The sequence below is a fragment of the Streptomyces sclerotialus genome (assembly GCF_040907265.1).
GTDB classification, from domain to species: Bacteria; Actinomycetota; Actinomycetes; order Streptomycetales; family Streptomycetaceae; genus Streptomyces; species Streptomyces sclerotialus.
In genome coordinates this window covers 7,432,646-7,449,711 of the sequence record NZ_JBFOHP010000002.1, presented here as the reverse complement: position 1 = coordinate 7,449,711, position 17,066 = coordinate 7,432,646, and the positions used below count along the sequence as shown (strand labels likewise).

General features: G+C 72.1%; 16 protein-coding genes. 3 read left to right on the top strand and 13 right to left on the bottom strand.

Annotated features, from left to right (window positions below; translation table 11 throughout):
- The first annotated feature begins 20 nt into the window (after positions 1-20).
- Entirely contained in the window at positions 21-2,372 is a 2,352-nt protein-coding gene (locus tag AAC944_RS32655) for an ATP-binding protein (RefSeq protein WP_030609193.1), read from the top strand.
- Here AAC944_RS32655 and AAC944_RS32650 read toward each other — a convergent pair.
- Both AAC944_RS32650 and AAC944_RS32645 read right to left on the bottom strand, forming a co-directional pair.
- On the bottom strand, positions 2,320-2,760 hold the full coding sequence (locus tag AAC944_RS32650; RefSeq protein WP_051871450.1) for an ATP-binding protein: 441 nt from the start codon (positions 2,758-2,760) through the stop codon (positions 2,320-2,322). The genes AAC944_RS32655 and AAC944_RS32650 overlap by 53 nt on opposite strands.
- Positions 2,757-3,659, bottom strand: a complete 903-nt coding sequence (locus AAC944_RS32645) for an MEDS domain-containing protein (RefSeq protein WP_030609200.1) — start codon at positions 3,657-3,659, stop codon at positions 2,757-2,759. Before AAC944_RS32645 ends, AAC944_RS32650 begins: the two co-directional genes overlap by 4 nt.
- A gap of 333 nt (positions 3,660-3,992) precedes the next feature.
- On the opposite strand from AAC944_RS32645, the gene AAC944_RS32640 reads away from it, so the two are divergent.
- Together AAC944_RS32640 and AAC944_RS32635 are read left to right on the top strand one after the other, a co-directional pair.
- On the top strand, positions 3,993-4,493 hold the full coding sequence (locus AAC944_RS32640; protein WP_196942807.1) for an ATP-binding protein: 501 nt from the start codon (positions 3,993-3,995) through the stop codon (positions 4,491-4,493).
- A 345-nt stretch (positions 4,494-4,838) separates the two neighbouring features.
- Entirely contained in the window at positions 4,839-5,501 is a 663-nt protein-coding gene (locus AAC944_RS32635) for a phosphatase PAP2 family protein (RefSeq protein ID WP_030609206.1), read from the top strand.
- A 7-nt stretch (positions 5,502-5,508) separates the two neighbouring features.
- On the opposite strand, the gene AAC944_RS32630 is transcribed toward AAC944_RS32635, so the two are convergent.
- The 11 genes from AAC944_RS32630 to AAC944_RS32580 are packed head-to-tail and all read right to left on the bottom strand — an operon-like array spanning position 5,509 to position 17,060.
- Positions 5,509-6,834: a glutamate-1-semialdehyde 2,1-aminomutase gene (locus tag AAC944_RS32630; RefSeq protein ID WP_030609209.1), complete on the bottom strand. Its 1,326-nt coding sequence runs from the start codon at positions 6,832-6,834 to the stop codon at positions 5,509-5,511.
- 7 nt (positions 6,835-6,841) lie between these two features.
- A complete protein-coding gene (gene rfbC, locus AAC944_RS32625; protein WP_030609211.1) occupies positions 6,842-7,393 on the bottom strand; it encodes a dTDP-4-dehydrorhamnose 3,5-epimerase in 552 nt (183 codons plus the stop codon).
- Positions 7,390-8,586: a polysaccharide pyruvyl transferase family protein gene (locus tag AAC944_RS32620; protein WP_030609214.1), complete on the bottom strand. Its 1,197-nt coding sequence runs from the start codon at positions 8,584-8,586 to the stop codon at positions 7,390-7,392. Before AAC944_RS32620 ends, rfbC begins: the two co-directional genes overlap by 4 nt.
- Complete coding sequence (locus AAC944_RS32615) at positions 8,583-9,530, bottom strand: glycosyltransferase family 2 protein (RefSeq protein WP_030609218.1); 948 nt, start codon at positions 9,528-9,530, stop codon at positions 8,583-8,585. The genes AAC944_RS32620 and AAC944_RS32615 overlap by 4 nt, the downstream gene beginning before the upstream one ends.
- A complete protein-coding gene (locus tag AAC944_RS32610) occupies positions 9,527-10,816 on the bottom strand; it encodes an MATE family efflux transporter (protein ID WP_030609221.1) in 1,290 nt (429 codons plus the stop codon). The genes AAC944_RS32615 and AAC944_RS32610 overlap by 4 nt, the downstream gene beginning before the upstream one ends.
- Before the next feature lie 5 nt (positions 10,817-10,821).
- The gene (locus AAC944_RS32605; RefSeq protein ID WP_030609225.1) at positions 10,822-12,075 is read right to left on the bottom strand and encodes a DUF4910 domain-containing protein; all 1,254 of its coding nucleotides are present in this window, start codon (positions 12,073-12,075) and stop codon (positions 10,822-10,824) included.
- A gap of 17 nt (positions 12,076-12,092) precedes the next feature.
- Positions 12,093-13,118: an NAD-dependent epimerase/dehydratase family protein gene (locus AAC944_RS32600; RefSeq protein ID WP_030609228.1), complete on the bottom strand. Its 1,026-nt coding sequence runs from the start codon at positions 13,116-13,118 to the stop codon at positions 12,093-12,095.
- 3 nt (positions 13,119-13,121) lie between these two features.
- Complete coding sequence (locus AAC944_RS32595; protein ID WP_051871452.1) at positions 13,122-13,799, bottom strand: PIG-L deacetylase family protein; 678 nt, start codon at positions 13,797-13,799, stop codon at positions 13,122-13,124.
- Positions 13,796-14,590, bottom strand: coding sequence for a glycosyltransferase family protein (locus AAC944_RS32590; RefSeq protein ID WP_030609234.1), 795 nt, complete (start codon positions 14,588-14,590; stop codon positions 13,796-13,798). Before AAC944_RS32590 ends, AAC944_RS32595 begins: the two co-directional genes overlap by 4 nt.
- A complete protein-coding gene (locus tag AAC944_RS32585; protein ID WP_030609238.1) occupies positions 14,587-15,852 on the bottom strand; it encodes a class I SAM-dependent methyltransferase in 1,266 nt (421 codons plus the stop codon). Before AAC944_RS32585 ends, AAC944_RS32590 begins: the two co-directional genes overlap by 4 nt.
- A complete protein-coding gene (locus AAC944_RS32580) occupies positions 15,849-17,060 on the bottom strand; it encodes a glycosyltransferase (protein ID WP_030609241.1) in 1,212 nt (403 codons plus the stop codon). The genes AAC944_RS32585 and AAC944_RS32580 overlap by 4 nt, the downstream gene beginning before the upstream one ends.
- Positions 17,061-17,066 lie beyond the last annotated feature (6 nt).

The window sequence follows — 17,066 nt, the reverse complement described above, 5'->3', positions numbered from 1 at the left end:
TGCAGAGGGCGTGACCGACCGTGGCCGGAGCGAGGGCGCGGCCCATTGCCGGCTTCCCCGCGGAAGCGACCAGCTTTGTGGGCCGACGGCAGGAGCTGGCAACGGCGAAGCGGCTGTTGTCCGAGACCAGGCTGCTGACGCTGACCGGTCCGAGCGGTGTCGGCAAGACCCGCCTCGCGGCGCGCCTGGCGAAGCAGGTCGCCCGTGCGTTCCCCGACGGCGTGTGGCTGGTGCCGCTGGCCGGGATCCAGGAGAGCGCGCTCGTCCCGCATGCCGTCGCAGACGCACTCGCCGTCCATGACGACAGCGGCCGGCCGCCGGAGGAGATCCTGCCCGAATACCTGCACCGGCGGCGGCTGCTGCTGGTCCTCGACAATTGCGAGCACCTGCGGAACGCCTGCGCATACCTGGCCGGCAGCATTCTCGCGGCTGCGGAGGGGGTGCAGGTGCTCGCCACCAGCCGGCACCGCCTCGGCCTCACCGAGGAGCACCTGCTCCCCGTGGGGCCGCTTGCCACCCCGGCCCCCGGCACGCCACCGCGCGGTACGGCTCCCCTGCACTTCCCGGCACTGCAGCTCTTCGCCGACCGCGCGGCCGCCGTGGCCCCCGGCTTCGAGATCACCGAGGAGAACCAGGCGGCCGTGATCCGCGTCTGCCATCGCCTGGACGGGCTGCCGCTCGCGATCGAACTGGCCGCCGTGCGGATGCAGGCCCTGGGCATCGACCAGCTCGACGAGCGGCTGGACGACCGGTACCACCTGCTCACCTCCGGCAGCCCCGTCGCGCCGCCCCGCCACCAGACGCTGCGCTCGGCCGTGGACTGGAGTTACGACCTGTGCACTTCCGAGGAGCAGCGGGCCTGGGCCGGGCTGTCGGTGTTCGCCGGCAGCTTCGACCTGAGCGCGGCGGAAACGGTGTGCGACGGCGTCGGCCTCGGCCGTCGGGAGGTGCTGGACACTGTGACCGGGCTGGTGGAGAAGTCCATCCTGGTTAAGGAGGAAGCCGGTGGCACGGCTCGGTACCGGATGCTCGCGCTGCTGCGCCAGTACGGTCTGGAGCGGCTGACCGAGCTGGACCGGGCGGCCGTCGTCCGCCGCCGGCACCGAGACCACTTCCTGCACCTGGTCGAAACACTGGAGCTCCAGTGGTTCGGCCCCGACCAGCCCGCCATCGTCGCCCGCCTACGGGCCGAGCACGACAATCTCCGTGCCGCCCTGGATTTCTGCCTGGTCACTCCCGGCGAGTCCGGGCTCGGCCGGCGGCTGGTGGCGGCCCTGTGGTTCTGCTGGGCCGAACGCGGCACCTGGGCGGAGATGCGGCACTGGTGGCAGCGCCTGTCCTCGTGCGAGGCCGGGAAAGCGAGCGGCGCCCCCGCCCAGGCGGTGTGGGTGGCCGGCGTGATCTGGGTGATCCTCACTCGCTCCGCCGCGGTGCTGGCCGGTGCCCCCTCGCAGCAGGTCGTCGAACCGCAGGAGCTGCCGGCCGGCGCCCCGCTGCCCGCCCTCGCCGCGCGAGACGCGCGGGGGGAGCGCGAACTGTGCTTCCACGTCCTGAGCCGCGTGGAGATGGCCTGTACGCTCATCTTCCGGGGCAGGCCCGAGCGCGCCCTGTCCTTGTGCGAGGAGGCCCTCGCCGTCTGCGAGGCGTACGGCGAGCAGTGGGCCCGTTCGTACGTCCTGTGTACGCTCGCCATGGCCCGCGGGGTGCTGGGCGACCAGGACGGCGCCGCCCGGCGCGCCCGGCAGTGTCTGCGGCTCACGTACGTGGCCCATGAGCCGCACGCTGTCGGCAGGGCTCTCGATCTGCTGGCGGTCATCGCCGTCTCCCGCGGGGAGGCCGAACGGGCGGCCGTACTGCAGGGCGCGGTCCACCGCATTCGGCATGCCGTGGAGCACGATCCGCTGACCGGAGCGCTGCGGGTGGGGCAGGGCCGGGTGGGCGAGCGGCAGGCCCGCAGGACACTGGGCGACCGGGCCTATGAGCGGGCGCACCGACACGGGCAGGAGCTGTCCTTGGCGGAGGCCGTCGAGTACGCCTTGTGCGAACGGCCCGAGGCTCGGCGGGGCCGGACCGTTCCCGGGCGGAACGATGCGGGACCATCGGGCCGGTCCGCCACCGGCCGTCCCACCGTCCCCGCTGCGGCAGCGGCAGCGGGGCTCACCCGGCGCGAGTGGGAGGTGGCCGGACTCATCGCCCAGGGGATGACGAACCGGCAGATCGCAGAGGCGTTGGTGATCGCCCGGCGTACGGCCGAGGGCCATGTGGAGCGCATCCTGGCCAAGCTGGGATTCGCCAGCCGCAGCCAGGTGGCCGCGTGGATCAGTGAAGCAGGAAGGGCGAGCGGTTCAGGGACGCGGCCAGAACGACCGTAGTGCCCCGGCCGCCCGGGTTCGGGTGCACTTCGAGGCGGTCGGTGAGCACTTCGGCAATGCGCAGCCCGTGGCCGCCGACCGTGCTCCCGTCGCTCCCTCCGACGGCGTCCCAGGCCGGTGGGCCGGGGGACAGTGGCAGGGCGGACGGGCCGGGACCGGCGTCGGTGACCTCGCACCGCACCTCGCCGTCCGCGGCCCGCACGATGAGCTGCCCCGCTCCCCCGCCGTGCAGGACCGCATTGGCCATGGCTTCGAGTGCCGCCTGGGCAAGGGCATGCCGCGCCGGCTCCGGCAGTCCGGCCCGGCGGAGGGCGGCGGCGAACGTGACCCGCACCAGCGGCAGGTCGGAGTAGGTGAAGTCCACCTTCAGCAGATGACTGTCGTTCATGCCGAGTCCTCCTCGTCCGCCACGTGAAGTTCCAGCTGCGGTACGGCAGCGGAGCCGAGGCCGCGCAGGGTCATCTCCAGCATCGCTCCGCACCTGACGACGACCTTGTGGTTCCGCGGCAGTCCGGCAGCGAAGTCGATCAGGTGCCAGGCACAGTGCGCCTCCATGTAGGCCAGGTCCCTCAGGTCGAATTCGTAGCGGCAGGAGCCGGAATCCGGCCGCCGCACCAGCGCTTCGTGCAGCGCCTTGGTGAACTCCTCGCGCGAGCCCAGTTCCGCCGAACCGGCGATCCGCGCACCGTCCGGAATCCAGGTCACCTCGAGCGCGCCCAGGCGCTCCATGACCTGGAGCGGATGGATCCGGCGCATCGTGGCCACCAGCTGGTCACTGCACTGCTGCCGGTCGTACCAGCAGAGCCCGGTGAAGTACGCGTCCGCGAACAGCGCCGCCACGGAGATTTCGTAATCCACCACTTCCTCGTCGTTCACGCCCGCCTGAGGTGCCCAGGCCATGTCACCCGCACCGCGCAGCCGTGGGTAGCCCTCCTTCCGGGCTTCCTCGATCAGCGCGCCGTGGGTGCGAAGTTGCCGCTCCTTGGAGAAGCGGCCGTCCGGTACATAGACGGACGTGTTGCGGGCGAGCACCAACTGACCGCTCGCCAGGGCGTCTTCCACTTGCCCCATACCACCGTCGAGGCAGGAGAGGGCATCGCCGTCGTTCAGGTCGCTCGGGTCCAGGACGAGCAGCACCTTCTCCCCGCGGGCCAGGCCGGTCCGGGTGAAGGCGGCCAGTACCTGCCAACGGGCCTTCCAGTCGACGACGTCCATGCACGAGTGGTCGCCCGGCCCCAGACGCTCCACCGGAACGATGCGGCCGGTTGTGCCGTGGTGCTCAGTCATCGGCCTGCCTCTTCCGTCATCGGCGCGTCGCGTCGCGTCGGCCGGGCCTTACCCCTGGCCCGGTTCCTTATCCCTCGGCACGTTAGTGAGAAGGCACGCGCATCACTGCGGAAGTCCGCTCTCGCCTCCTTTTGGACACACCCTTGGCATTGCCGCACCGCTTGTGCCGGGAGCTGACTGCGGAGTGCCCTCACGCAGGGAGGCCCCTCACGCAGGGAGGTCCCTCACGCAGGGAGGCCCCTCACCCAACAGGTATGCGAGCGGGTATTTCTCCCGGTGCGCACGGGGCCCGGGCGGCGCACAGTGGGTCCGACCGGAAGGACAGCAATGTTGATGCCTGAAGACGCGCCGGCCGACCTCAGTACGGTCACCACCTACCTCAGTACTGCGATCAGCGCCATGGCTGACGGGCCGCTCCTGGCCCGGCGAGCCGTCCGCAGCTGGCTGACCAGAGCAGGAATCAGCGAGGAGGCCGACAGTGCCCTGCTGCTGACCAACGAACTGGTCACGAATGCGCAGCAGCACGCTCCCGGACCGGCGAGGCTGCGGCTCTTCCTGCGCAACGGGCTCCTGCGCTGCGAGGTCCTGGACAGTTACCGGGCCCTGCCGGTGCTGGTCCACCCCTACATGGACAAGGAGAGGGGGCGAGGCCTGGGCCTGGTGGACGCACTGGCGCTGTGCTGGGGCAGCACGCTGGCGCGCCGCGGAAAGACCGTCTGGTTCGAACTGCCGGTGCCCTCCGCCGTGGCGGGAGCCCCTGCACACCCGCACCGGCTCCCCTGGTCCCGCTCCGCGGTGGTTTTCCCTCTCAGTGCGCAAGGCGTTCTGCGGTAACTGCGGACGTCACCCGAGGGCGGCGACGTCACCCGAGGGCGGCGGCGGTCAGGCGGTTCTGACGCCTGCCGCCGTGCGGCCATGAGCTCTACCAGTTCACCCGCGCTGCGCAGCATGTGCGCTTCGGCCTGGCTTGCGTGGACGTGCAGTGCCCGGTCGGGGTCGGCGCGCTGGAAGAGCGCTCTTACCGGTACAGGACCAGCGTTCCGGCCAACGCGACCCGTTTCTTCCGGCATCAGCCGCTCCGACTCAGCGATCTACGCCAGGATGAGGGATCCGGCTTCGGGGACGCTACGGAACAGGGGGCTCGCGTTGGATCGCCTGGCAGAAGTGCGCGGTGGGCGGGTGACCGGCCGGTCGGCGCCCGCGGTGCTGCCCCCGTCGCTGCGCGCGTGGCTCGGGCCGGTCGCGGCCCTCGCCGCACTGGTGGTCGTCGTGCTCGGGGTCCTGTACGCCGGCCACAGCGAGCCCGGCAGGGTGGACAGGTGGATCGTCCAGCCGACGGCGGACAGTGTGCGGCCGCCGTGGCGGAACGTCGCTCTGGTCACGGACTTCCTCGGTGAGCCCGCCGGAGCGGCGACGCTGGTCGTGGCCGTCGTGACGGGCTGCCTGCTGCTTCGGTGTCCTCGCGCGGCGGTGCTCGCCGTCGTCGGCCCCGGCATGGCCGTGGCGACGACGACGCTGCTGAAGCCCGTGGTGGGACGTACCATCCACGGTGCCGACAACCTGTCCTACCCGAGCGGGCACACCGCCTTCCTCACCGCCCTCGCTCTCGTGGTGGCGCTGCTCGCGACCGGCCGGCTCGGCCTGGGCAGGACGGCCGGCACGTCACTCGTCCTCGCCGCGGCGCTGGTTGCCGGCGCCGCGATGGGATGGGCCCAGGTCGCCCTGGGCGCGCACTACCCGACCGACGCCTTCGGCGGCTGGTGCACCGCGGTGGCGGTGGTACCGGCGACCGCGTGGCTGGTCGGCCAGGGGGCCGGCGCCGGTCGGGGTGAGCTCGGCTGACGCTCCGTCACGCCAGGCGGCGGAAGACGGGCTTCACCGGTCGCCCGCCCAGCCAGGGGGTGGGGTCGGCGGCGTCCAGTGCCTTCCGGTAGACCGCACATGCCTGGGCCACCACGTCAACGGTGTGATCGATGTCGGCGTCGGTGAGCGCGCTGCTCACGACGAATGACGGGGCCAGCACTCCGCCCGCGAGGAGTTGGCGCAGGAACAGGGTGCGGTACTGCTGCGACGGCTGCCCGTTCTCGTCGAGGGTGGCGAAGACCAGGTTGCTGGCCCGGCCCCGGACGACGACGTGGTCGCCGACGCCCATGCTCGCCGCGGCGTCGCGGACACCGGAGGCCAACCGCTCGCCGAGGGCGTGCAGCCGCGCGGTGATGCCCTCCTCGGTGTAAGTGGTTTGTACGGCCATGGCCGCGGCCAGGGAGTGGGTTTCCGCACCGTGCGTGGTGGACAGCAGGAACACCCGGTCGCCGGAGTGACGCAGCCCGCCCCGCTCCATCAGCTCGCGGCGTCCGGCCAGTGCGGAGACGGCGAAGCCGTTGCCCAGCGCCTTGCCGAACGTGGAGAGGTCGGGGACGACGCCGTACAGGCCCTGGGCACCGGCCTCGGACCAGCGGAAGCCGGTGATCATCTCATCGAAGATGAGTACGCAGCCGTGGCGGTCGGCCAGTTCGCGCAGGCCCGCGAGGTATCCGGGCGGTGGCTCGGTGTGGGCGGCGGGTTCGAGGATCAGGCAGGCGATCTCGTCCTGGTACCGGGTGAGCAGGTCCTCCGTGGCGGCCAGGTTCCCGTACGGGAAGGACACCGTGAGATCGGTGGTCGCCGCCGGGATGCCGGCCGACATCGGCGTGGTGCCGATGAACCAGTCGTCGGTGGAGAAGAAGGGGTGGTCGGCGCAGCGGGCCACCCGCGGGCGGCCGGTGACGGCGCGGGCGAGGCGTACGGCGGCGGTGGTGGCGTCGGAGCCGTTCTTCGTGAACTTCACCATCTCGGCGGTCGGCACGGTGGCAAGGAAGCGTTCCGCGGCCTCGGCCTCCACGATGGACGGCCGGACGAAGTTGCTGCCGCGGTCGAGTTGCCGCCGCACGGCCTCGGTCACGCGTGGGTGGGCGTGGCCGAGGCTGACCGACCGCAGCCCGGAGCCGTACTCGATGTACCGGTTGCCGTCGATGTCCCACACGTGGGCACCGCGGCCGTGGCTGATGACCGGGGCCAGGTTCTCGGGGTACTGGTCGTCGCCCTTGGCGTAGGTGTGCGCGCCTCCGGGGATCATCGCGTGCAGCCGCTCGTTCGCCGCCCGCGACCGGGGAAGCCGGAACTCTTCGGTGTCCACGGGGACCTCACCTCTCCTTGTGCTTCAGGACCTCGGCGAGGCTCGGCGCCTCCCGGTCCCGTCGGGACATCGATGTGACCGGCAGCGGCCAGGGGATGGCGAGCTCCGGGTCGTCGAAGGCGATCGTCACGTCCTCGGCCGGATCGTGCGGGCGGTCGATCCGGTACGAGGTGTCGGCGGTGTAGGTCAGCGCCTGGAAGCCGTGCGCGCAGCCCGCCGGGATGTAGAGCGTCGCCTGTGTCTCACCGGACAGTTCGAAGGAGGCCCAGGTGCGGTAGGTCGGCGAGTCCGGCCGCAGGTCCACGACGACGTCGAAGATCTTCCCGTACGAGCACCGCACGAGCTTGGCCTCGCCTGCGCCGGAGCGCAGGTGCAGGCCGCGCAGCACGCCGCGGACCGAGCGGGACACGCTGTCCTGGACGAAGGCGTCCGGGTCGAGGCCCACCGAGCGGACCACGTCGGCGTCGAAGGTACGGCAGAAGAAGCCGCGCTCGTCGGCGTACGGGGTCGGCTCGAAGAGATACGCACCGGTGATTGCCGGGACTTCGGTCGCTTTCATGGAGTCTCCTGCAGGGCGTGGACCGGGAACAGGGCCGCGGTCAACTCGGCGAAATGGTTCCTGAGTTGCTGGGTGGCGACCGCGTTGTGTTCGGCAAGGGTCCGCCGCAGCTCCCCCGATCGGCCCTCCAGTTCCCGGAACTGTTCGAGCAGCCGGTCGGCGTCGATCTCGCGGGCGGGGTGGCTGTACTCGGCAAGGCCCATCCGGTCCATGAGTGCGTCGCTCTTCGCCGCGTAGCTGAGGGCGAGCGTCGGTGTGCCGGCCTTCAGGGCGCAGATCAGGTTGTGGTAGCGGGTCGCCACCACGGTGTCGGCGGCCGCCGTCTCCTTCATCAGGTCGGCAAGCGAGGCCGCCTCGGCGGCCGTGACCAGTGGTGAGTCCACCGCGTCGAGGATCGCGGCGACCACCGGCGCATCGCACGCGTCGCCGGTGAGCAGCCGGACCTGCCTGCCGTCCTCGACCAGCGCGCGCACGAACCGGGTCGTCCCGTCGAGGTAGCGCCGGTGGATCTCCGCGGCCCGGGCGCGGTCGTCGTTGCCGCCGTGGAAGTCCATGACGCCGACGCAGACCGTGCCCGAGGGTGTGCCCGCGGACGGCGTCGGCAGGGCGAACGCGAGGTCCGGACAGACCTCGTCGCGCGCGGTGTCCACGCCCATTTCCCGCATCGCGTCGCGGGACAGGGCGTCCCGGTACGACCGGTACGCGGCCAGCCGCGCCGACCAGCGCACCAGAGCCCGGGTCGGCCGGTCGCTGATCCTGTCCGCGCCGACGCCGACCAGCGCGACGCGGGTGCCGACCAGCCGGCCGCTCGCGCAGAGCAGGAACAGCGCGTACGGGAAGCCCCACGGCCGCAGCGGCAGCGTGGCCTCCAGGACGCCCATGCCCGGCACGATCACCACGTCGTGCCTGCGCACCCAGGCGGCGGTGCGGACGGCGTCGACGAGTTTGCCGAGGCCCTTCGCCGCGATCGCGCCCGCACGCGATGCGGTCCGGTACTCCCCGCGGTACCAGTTCAGCCGCGCCGCGGGGATCCCGTACCGGGCCGCGACGGTCTCCGGCCCACCGCACAGCGCGTCCACGACCGCATCCGGGTGCTCGGCGCGGAGGTACCCGAGCACGGCTTCCAGCGACCCGTCATTGCCGAGGTTGCCGGAGCCGAGCAGGCCGAACACCCCCACTCGCACCGGAGTCATGGCTGCCTCCCCGCGCGGCCGGCGACGAGGGCGTCGACGGAGACACTGAGCTCGGCCGGGTCGACCGGGGCGCGGTCCTCGACCCGCTCGCCGGCGCCAGGGCGGGCCCGGCTGGTCATCCATGCGGCCAGGTGGCGGTAGCACGCGCGCCGGTCGGCCGGGGACAACGGCGCCCGCCGGACCGCCGCGACGAAGCCCCAGACGTACTCGGCGAGCAGCCGCGGCGTCGGGTGCAGCGGTCCCGCCCGGCGCGGGTCCAGGTTCACGCACCGGGAGCGCTTGGAAGGGTTCGCCCGCTCGGCGCGCGTGGGGTGGTCGCGGCGGAAGTACAGCAGCTCCGGCACCTGGTGGAAGGGCCCGTGCAGGGTGATCTCGGCGACGAACGTGCGGTCCGCGTGGTGGTAGCTGTCGTGCGGCCTCACCCGGCGCAGCATGTCGGCCCGCATCACCCCGTAGAAGTCGTCGCCGCCGGGTTCGAACAGCAGGCTGCGGAAGCGCTCCGGTGCGTGCGGTGAGGCGGTGGCGAGCGTGTACGCGTACGGGACCTTCACCTTGCCGTCCTCGTCGATGACCGCCTGGTCGGCGTGCGCGAGGATCACCTCGGGCCGCTCGTCCAGCGCCTCCACGCAGCGCCGCAGCAGGTCCCGGGCGTACAGGTCGTCGTGCGAGGCCCACTTGAACAGCTCGCCGCGGCACTGGGTGAACACGTAGTTGTGGTTCGGCGCGGCGCCGATGTTGCGGGGCAGCCGGATGTACCGGATACGCGAATCCTGCGCCGCGTACTTCCGGCAGATGTCCTGGGTCCCGTCGGTCGAGGCGTTGTCGGAGATGACCAGCTCGAAGTCCTCGTAGGTCTGGCCGAGCAGGGCGTCGAGCGACTCGGCCAGGTACTCCTCACCGTTGTAGACGGGCAGGCCGATGCTCAGCCGGGGGTGGGCGGTCATGTGGTCCTCACTTCGGAGATCGGATTGCGGTGGTGCTCGCGCAGGGCGGACCGCAGGTGCAGCCACCACACGGCCGAGCTGCCGACGGTCGCGGCGGCGACGCCCCAGGCCGAGCCGACCGTGCCGCCCGCGGCCGCGCCGCCGAGCCCGCCGACGACGTAGCAGGCGGAGGCGACCAGTTGGCTGCGCAGGCTGCGCCGGGCCGCGCCGAGCGCGCGCAGTCCGGCCGCCGCGCCGGTGCCGAGCCCTGCACCCGCGACGCCGAGCGTGACCGGCACGATGAGCTCCGAGGCAGCGGTCCAGACGCCCCCGAGCACGAGCTCGCCGACCCGGTCCGGTACAAGGAGCAGCGCACCGCCCCACAGCAGCGCGGCGACGGCCTGCCCGCCACCCAGCAGGAGGCAGAACGCGCCGAGCCGGTGCGGGTCCCGCCGCAGCACCCGCGCCGCCTCCGCGACGGTGACCAGGGACAGCCCCATCAGTACGGCGAGGAACGGGCCGAGCAGGAGCTCGGCGCCACGGATCACGCCCACCGCGCCGACCCCGACGATCGCACCGAGCCCGTACGCCCGCAGCTGGCTCGCGCCACTGTTGCTGACGTTCTCCACCAGGTACCGGGAGCCGAGGTCACGGTGCTCGCGAAGCCACTCGCGGGCTCCGGTCGGCCGGGGCCGGATGCCGGACTGGAGGCAGCCGTACACCGCGGCCACCGCGGCGGACCCGCCCCAGGCGAGCACGAAAGCGGCCACACTGCCCACGCGAGCCGCCACCATCATTGCCGGGACGAGCGCGACGCCCCACACGAGGTCGTTGACGAACGCCTTCCGCCCGGCGCCGGCGGCGAAGAACGCGAACCGCCACGCGTCCTGCAGCAGCAGTCCCGGCAGGACGACGCCGAGGCAGGCGAACGCGGTCCCCACGCCGCCGCCGAGGGCGAGGCCGGCCAGCACGGACGCCGCGCCGAGGGCGGTGCCGACGCCGAGCGCGGTACCCGAAGAGCGGGCCACCGCCGCGCGCCAGGACGCGTCCGGCACGCCGCTGAAGCGCACCATGAGCGGGTCGGTGGCCAGTCCCCGGGAGACGTTGAGCACCACGCCGTAGGTCACCCAGGCAAGGCTGAACACGCCGAACGCGGTCACCCCCAGCGAGCGGGCCACGTAGACGCCCACCACGAAGTTGCTGATGCTGGAGGCCGCCTGGTCGGCGAGGCCCCAGGACAGCCGCCCGGCGAGGGCCCGCCCGGCGGCCGCCGCCTTCGGCCTCGCCCTCTCCCCCTCGGTGGTCATCGGCGTCATGCCTTGATCAGCCCGGCGTCGCGCAGGGCGTCGGCCGCTGCGGCGACGGTGTCGAACGGCAGCCCGGACCGCTCGGCGACGTCCAGCAGGCTGTGCTCACCGTCGGAGAGGTTGAGCACCCAGAGCATGGCCATCTGGGCCTCCTTGGTGTCGCTGCGCCCGCCGAGCGCGTCGTAGAGCCCGCGCCGCCCCAACTGCGGTTCGCCGTACGGGCTGAGGTTCAGATACCTCCGGTTGCGGTCGAGGACGGCGAACGCCTCGCGGCAGACGGCGAGGGTGTCCGCCATCGCCTCCGGGGAGACGAAGTCCAGGTTGTCCGCCGAGGTGTGGTACTCGGGATAGCCCGCGTACGGGGTGCGGGTGAGCGAGCCGACGCCGAGGTCGAACCCGGGCGAGCAGTACTGCCGCTCGTCGTATCCGTACGGCGTGAACTCGGTGACGCGGTGCGGCCGTTCGGAGGTGGCGAGCACGTGCCGAACGACCCGGTCGATCTCCGCGTCGCCGCGCCTGCTCTGCTTGTACGTCAGGTTGCCGGGATCGCCGGCGCAGGCGAGTACGAGCCCGTGCTTGACCTGGTCCACCCGCTCCTTGTTGCGGGCGAGCCAGGTGATCGCGCCGATGGTGCCGGGCGCGAAGACGAACCGGTAGGTGTAGTACGGGTTCTGCTCGGCCAGTGCCCGCGCCAGGAACGTCGCCACCGCGACGCCCGCCATGTTGTCGTTGGCCAGCGACGGGTGGCAGACGTGACAGGAGACGATCACCTCGTCGGGGACCTGCCCCGGGATCACGTGCTCGGCGTAGGTGAGGTGACCGTCGGCGAGCGTCGAGTCGATACGCACCTCGTACTCGCCGTCCGGCATGGCGTCCAGGGTGTCCTGCGCCAGGCAGAACCCCCACTCGGGCTTGTAGTAACTGGTGCGGTACGGCACCAGGCCCGGCTGGTCCGGCAGCGTGTGCAGGTGCTCGCGCAGCTCGGCCAGCGGCAGCGTCGCCGACACCGGGACGCTGTAGCCGAGCACGTGCAGGCTGGACGCGGCGAAGTCGACGACCCGGTGGCCGGTGGCATCGGCGATGTACGCGTCCCGGATGTTCCACTCCTGTGGCACCGTCCAGTCCAGGACCTGGGTCCCGGTCGGCACCTCGTGCACGTGAAGAGGGATGTACTCGCCGACGATGTCGAGGGTGGCGCGCACACCGTCCCCTGTGATGCTCCGGCACAGCGGGTACAGCCGCTCCACCAGGGCGTACATCTCCTCGCCGATCCCGGTCACGGGCGCCGCCGCAGGGTGTCGTCGACGGCGCCGGCCTCGGACGTCGCGCGCAGCACGGCAAGCCGGGTGAAGCGCTGCTCGAAGTCCTCCCGGGTCAGCCCGTGTTGCCGGTAGGCGTCGGCGAGTTCGAGCGCGCCCTGCTTCACCGTCCACTCGCAGTCGAAGCCGGGGATCGCGGCGCGGAACCGGGAGAAGTCCACGCGGTACGAGCGCGGATCGGCACCGGACTCCCCGGTGATCCTCACCTTCGCACCGGGCACCGCCTCGGCGACCTGCTCGGCGATCTCGGCGACCGTGACGTTGTTGGTCTCGCTGCCGATGTTGAACGCCCGGTCGTGGACCGCCTCGCGGGGCGCGGTCAGCGCGGCCGTGAAGGCACGGGCGATGTCGGCGGCGTGCACCAGGGGACGCCAGGGGGTGCCGTCGGAGAGGACGAGTACCTCGCCGGACAGGAGCGCGTGGCCCACCAGGTTGTTCAGCACGATGTCGGCGCGCAGCCGCGGCGAGTAGCCGAAGGCGGTGGCGTTGCGCATGTACACCGGGGTGAAGTCGTCGTCGGCGAGCGCGTGCAGGTCGTCCTCCACCCGCACCTTGGACTCCGCGTACGGCGTCACGGGGCGCAACGGGGCGTCCTCGCCGACGAGTTCGTCACCGCCCGCGGCGCCGTACACCGAGCACGTCGAGGCATACAGGAAGCGCCGCACTCCGGCGTCGCGGGCCAGCCTGGCGAGGCGTACGGACGCGTGGTGGTTGATGTCGTAGGTGAGCTCCGGCGCCAGCGAGCCCAGCGGGTCGTTGGACAGCGCGGCCAGGTGGATCACGGCGTCCACCCCGGCCACGTGTTCCGCTGTGACGTCACGCAGGTCCACCCGGTGCCCCTGCGGGTCCGCGGGCGACGGGCCGAGGACGCAGTCGGCGAACAGGCCGGAGTCGAGGCCGATGACTTCGTGTCCGGCGGCCGTGAGGACCGGGGCCATCACGGTGCCCAGGTAGCCCTGGTGTCCGGTCAGCAGTACGCGCAAGGTTCAGTCCCCCAGGTTGAAGGTGCCCGCATCGAGGGCGCCCAGGTCGAGCGTGAGTTTGGTGACGGCGAACGCCTCGGCGTAGCGCGCGTGGCATTCGATGCCGCGGATCCGCGCGAGACCGAGGAAGGCCTCGCGGTCGTACCAGGGCCGGTGCCGCTGCGAGGGGTAGTGCTCCTGCAGCAGCCGCACCTTCTGTTCGGCGGTCTCGGGCGACAGCGGCTGGTACGCGGCCATCCGGCCGAGGTCGCCGTCCCACTTGACGATCTCGTAGCCGAGCACGAGGTGGTCGCGGAACGCGGTGGGGATCAGCTGCGCCAGGCCGCGGTGGTCCTGGTGCGCGTCGTCGGTGCGGGGGGCCAGGATCAGGTCCGGGTCGGTCTGCGCGCGCAGTTCCTCGACCGCAGCCTTGGCCTCGTCCCAGTGCACGGGCATCCTGCCGTCCGGCAGTTTGAGCACGGTCAGCCGCAGGTCGGCGCCCGGGCAGAAGGCGGCGAGCGCGGCCTGCTCCTCCTGCTCCCGCTCGCTGCCGCCGCCGGACAGCACCAGTGCGTCGACGCGGACACCCGGCCGCGCGTGGCACAGCGTCAGCAGTGTGCCGCCGGCGCCGATGGCGATGTCGTCGCAGTGTGCGCCCACCGCGACGATCCGTTCCAGGCGCCCGGTGCTGAGCCGGATCACACCGTCACCCCCGCGCGGTCCCGCTCCCACACGGCCCACGGGCGGTCGCCCCGGGCGTAGGCGGCGTCGAGCGCGGCCCGCTCCTTCACCGTGTCGGTCGGCTTCCAGAAGCCGCGGTGCTGGTGCGCCACCAGCCGTCCCCGCTTGGCCAGTTCGGTGCAGCCGTCGGCGACCAGGTCCCCGTTCTCCGGTATGTGGTCGAAGACCTCCTGGCGGAGCACGAAGTAGCCGCCGTTCTCCCAGAGCGGCAGTTCACTCACCGCGGTGATGCCTCCCACCAGGCCGTCCTCGCCCAGGTCCACGCAGTGGAAGGAGGACTGCGGAGGCACCACCATCATCGACGCACCGGCGTCGCGCCGGGCGAACCGGTCGATCATTTCGTCCAGCGGGGCGTCGGTGAGCACGTCGGCGTAGTTGGCGAGGAACATCTCGTCGCCGTCCAGGTGGTGCCGCACCCGGCGCAGCCGCTCCCCGATCGGTGACTCGACGCCGGTCTGCGCGAACGTGATCGTCCAGTCCGAGATGTCGGTGGACAGCAGCTCGGTCACCCCGCCCCGGAGCACGAAGTCGTTGGACGTCGTCTCCTCGTAGTTGAGGAAGAAGTCCTTGATGTGGTGCGCCCCGTAGCCGAGGCACAGGATGAACTCGGTGTGCCCGAAGTGCGCGTAGTAGCGCATGACGTGCCAGATGAGCGGTCTGGGGCCGACCATCGCCATCGGCTTGGGCACGTCGTCGGCGGCACCGCTCCGCATCCGCATCCCGTAACCGCCGCAGAACAGTACGACCTTCATGACTTGTTGACCTCGACAATGCTCAGTTCGGGGATGGGAAAGACCAGGCGGCCGCCCCACTCGTGGACGTAGGACAGCTGCTCGACCAGCTCGGCCCGCAGGTTCCACGGCAGGACGAGGACGTAGTCCGGCCGGTCGGCGGCTATCCGCTCGGGCGGCAGGATCGGGATGCGGGTGCCCGGGGTGAACCTGCCGTGCTTGTAGGGGTTGCGGTCGACCGTGTACGGGAGCAGGTCGGGCCGGACGCCGCAGTGGTTGAGCAGGGTGTTGCCCTTGCCCGGGGCGCCGTAGCCGACCACCGTCTCGCCGCGCTCGGCCGCCTCGATGAGGAACCGGAGCAGATCCCGGCGTACCTTGGCCACCCGCGCTGAGAACTCGGTGTAGCCGGACAGCTCCTGCAGCCCGGCGGCCTTCTCCCGGTCCAGCACATCGGCGACGCTCTGCGACGGCTCGCCGGCCACCTCGGCGGGCCGGGCCCACAGCCGGATGGAGCCGCCGTGCGTGGGCAGCAACTCGACGTCCACGAGCGCGAGTCCGCCGCTCGCGAGGGCCCGGATCGCGGACGCGACCGTGTAGTACTGGAAGTGCTCGTGGTAGATCGTGTCGTACTGGTTCTCCTCGATCAGGGTCAGCAGGTGCTGCACCTCGATGGAGACCCAGCCGTCGTCGGCGACCAGGGCGCGCAGCCCCTGGGTGAACCCGACCACGTCGGGGATGTGCGCGTACACGTTGTTGGCCACGACCAGGTCCGCGGGGCCGTGCTCCGCGCGGACTGCGGCGCCGGTGGCCGGGCTCAGGAACTCCGTGAGCGTGGGCACACCGGCCTCGCGCGCCGCGGCGCCGACGTTCACCGACGGCTCGATGCCGAGGCAGCGGATCCCGCGCTCCACCACGTGCTTCAGCAGGTAGCCGTCGTTGCTCGCGACCTCGACCACGAAGGCGTCGGAGCCTTCGGAGCCGTCGGAGCCTTCGGTGTCGAGTCCCACCCGCTGCACGGCATCGGCGACGAACCTGCGCGCGTGCTCCACCCAGGAGGTCGAGTACGAGGAGAAGTACGCGTACTCCTTGAACGTCTCCTCCGGCGTGATCAGCGGCGGGATCTGCGCCAGCCAGCAGTCGGTGCAGACCCGCAGGTGCAGCGGGTACGCGGGTTCCGGCTCGTCCAGTTGGTCCGCGGCGAGAAAGCTCTCGCAGGGTGGTGTCGCCCCGAGATCGACGACGCTCGCCAGCGCCGCCGAGCCGCAGAGTCGGCATCCTGTCATTTACTGCCCCCCATTGATTCCGTCCGACCCGCGATCGCGGTGCGGTACTCCTCCACCAGGCGCTCCAGCCCGACGGCCGGGCTGAAGCCCTGCTCGTAACGGCGCCGGGCCGCCTGGCCCATCTCCCGGTTGCGGTCCGGTCCGCCCGCGATCCGGCGTATGCAGGACGCGAGCGAGGCGGCCTCGCCCGGCCGGTGCAGCAGCCCGGTCACCCCGTCCTCCACGAGTTCGACGAAGGCGCCGTGACCGGCGGCGACGACCGGGACCCCGGCCGCCATCGCCTCCACGGCCACCAGGCCGAACGCCTCCAGCCACGTCGAGGGCGCCACCACGGCGACCGACCGCGCGATGGCCTCCCGGCACTCCGCCGTGTCGTACAGGCCGACGTACCGCACGTCGTCCCGGCCCGCGGCCCAGGCGGTCACCTCTCCCTCCAGCGGACCCGCGCCGGCGATCACGAGCGGCACGCCCACACCGCCGGCCGCGGCGTTCTCGTCCCACGCGGCCATGAGCAGCCGTAGGCCCTTGGCCTCGGCGAGCCGGCCGAGGTAGAGCAGATGCTCGCCGGCGCCCTCCCGGCGGGCACCCGGCTCCGGCACGAAGTTGTGCTTCACCGCCAGCCGCTCGGCCGGCATCCCGGCCCGCACCAGGACGTCGCGCTGCGCAGCGGAGATGCAGAGGAACCGCGCCACGCCGGACCACCACCGCCGCCGGTTGGCCGACAGGCTGACCGCGAGCGGCACCGTCGCCAGCCGGGAGCCGCGGTAGCAGCCGTGCCGTACGGCGGGCAGCGGCGCCGCCGACCCGACGCACTCGGTGCACGGCCGGCCGTCCCGTTGCAGCGTGCCGGGCGGGCAGACCTGGGTGTAGTTGTGCAGCGTGGCGACGGCGGGCACGCCGGCGTCGGCGCAGGCTGCCAGCACCGCGGGCGACAGGAGCGGGAAGACGTTGTGGACGTGCACCACGTCAGGGCGTGCGGTGCGGAGCCGGGCGGCGAGTTCCTTGCGTACCGCCGGATTCCACGGCACAAGGAGCGGCACCGCGGCCTTGCGCGGCAGGGACCGGGCGGCGATGTCGTCGCTGCGCCGCTCGAACACCTCGACCCGGTGGCCTGCGTCGCGCAGCAGCGCCACCTCCTGGTCGACGACCTTGTTCTCCCCGCTCGGCTGCGCCGAGGCGTAGCGGTTGTGCACTACGAGGACGTGGATGCCGTG

Excerpts from the sequence above, each read along its gene's own strand:
- AAC944_RS32650 (WP_051871450.1), bottom strand. The coding sequence starts at position 2,760 with ATGAACGACAGTCATCTGCTGAAGGTGGACTTCACCTACTCCGACCTG.
- AAC944_RS32645 (WP_030609200.1), bottom strand. The coding sequence starts at position 3,659 with ATGACTGAGCACCACGGCACAACCGGCCGCATCGTTCCGGTGGAGCGT.
- AAC944_RS32640 (WP_196942807.1), top strand. The coding sequence starts at position 3,993 with ATGCCTGAAGACGCGCCGGCCGACCTCAGTACGGTCACCACCTACCTC.
- rfbC (WP_030609211.1), bottom strand. The coding sequence starts at position 7,393 with ATGAAAGCGACCGAAGTCCCGGCAATCACCGGTGCGTATCTCTTCGAG.
- AAC944_RS32620 (WP_030609214.1), bottom strand. The coding sequence starts at position 8,586 with ATGACTCCGGTGCGAGTGGGGGTGTTCGGCCTGCTCGGCTCCGGCAAC.
- AAC944_RS32615 (WP_030609218.1), bottom strand. The coding sequence starts at position 9,530 with ATGACCGCCCACCCCCGGCTGAGCATCGGCCTGCCCGTCTACAACGGT.
- AAC944_RS32610 (WP_030609221.1), bottom strand. The coding sequence starts at position 10,816 with ATGACCACCGAGGGGGAGAGGGCGAGGCCGAAGGCGGCGGCCGCCGGG.
- AAC944_RS32605 (WP_030609225.1), bottom strand. The coding sequence starts at position 12,075 with ATGTACGCCCTGGTGGAGCGGCTGTACCCGCTGTGCCGGAGCATCACA.
- AAC944_RS32590 (WP_030609234.1), bottom strand. The coding sequence starts at position 14,590 with ATGAAGGTCGTACTGTTCTGCGGCGGTTACGGGATGCGGATGCGGAGC.
- AAC944_RS32585 (WP_030609238.1), bottom strand. The coding sequence starts at position 15,852 with ATGACAGGATGCCGACTCTGCGGCTCGGCGGCGCTGGCGAGCGTCGTC.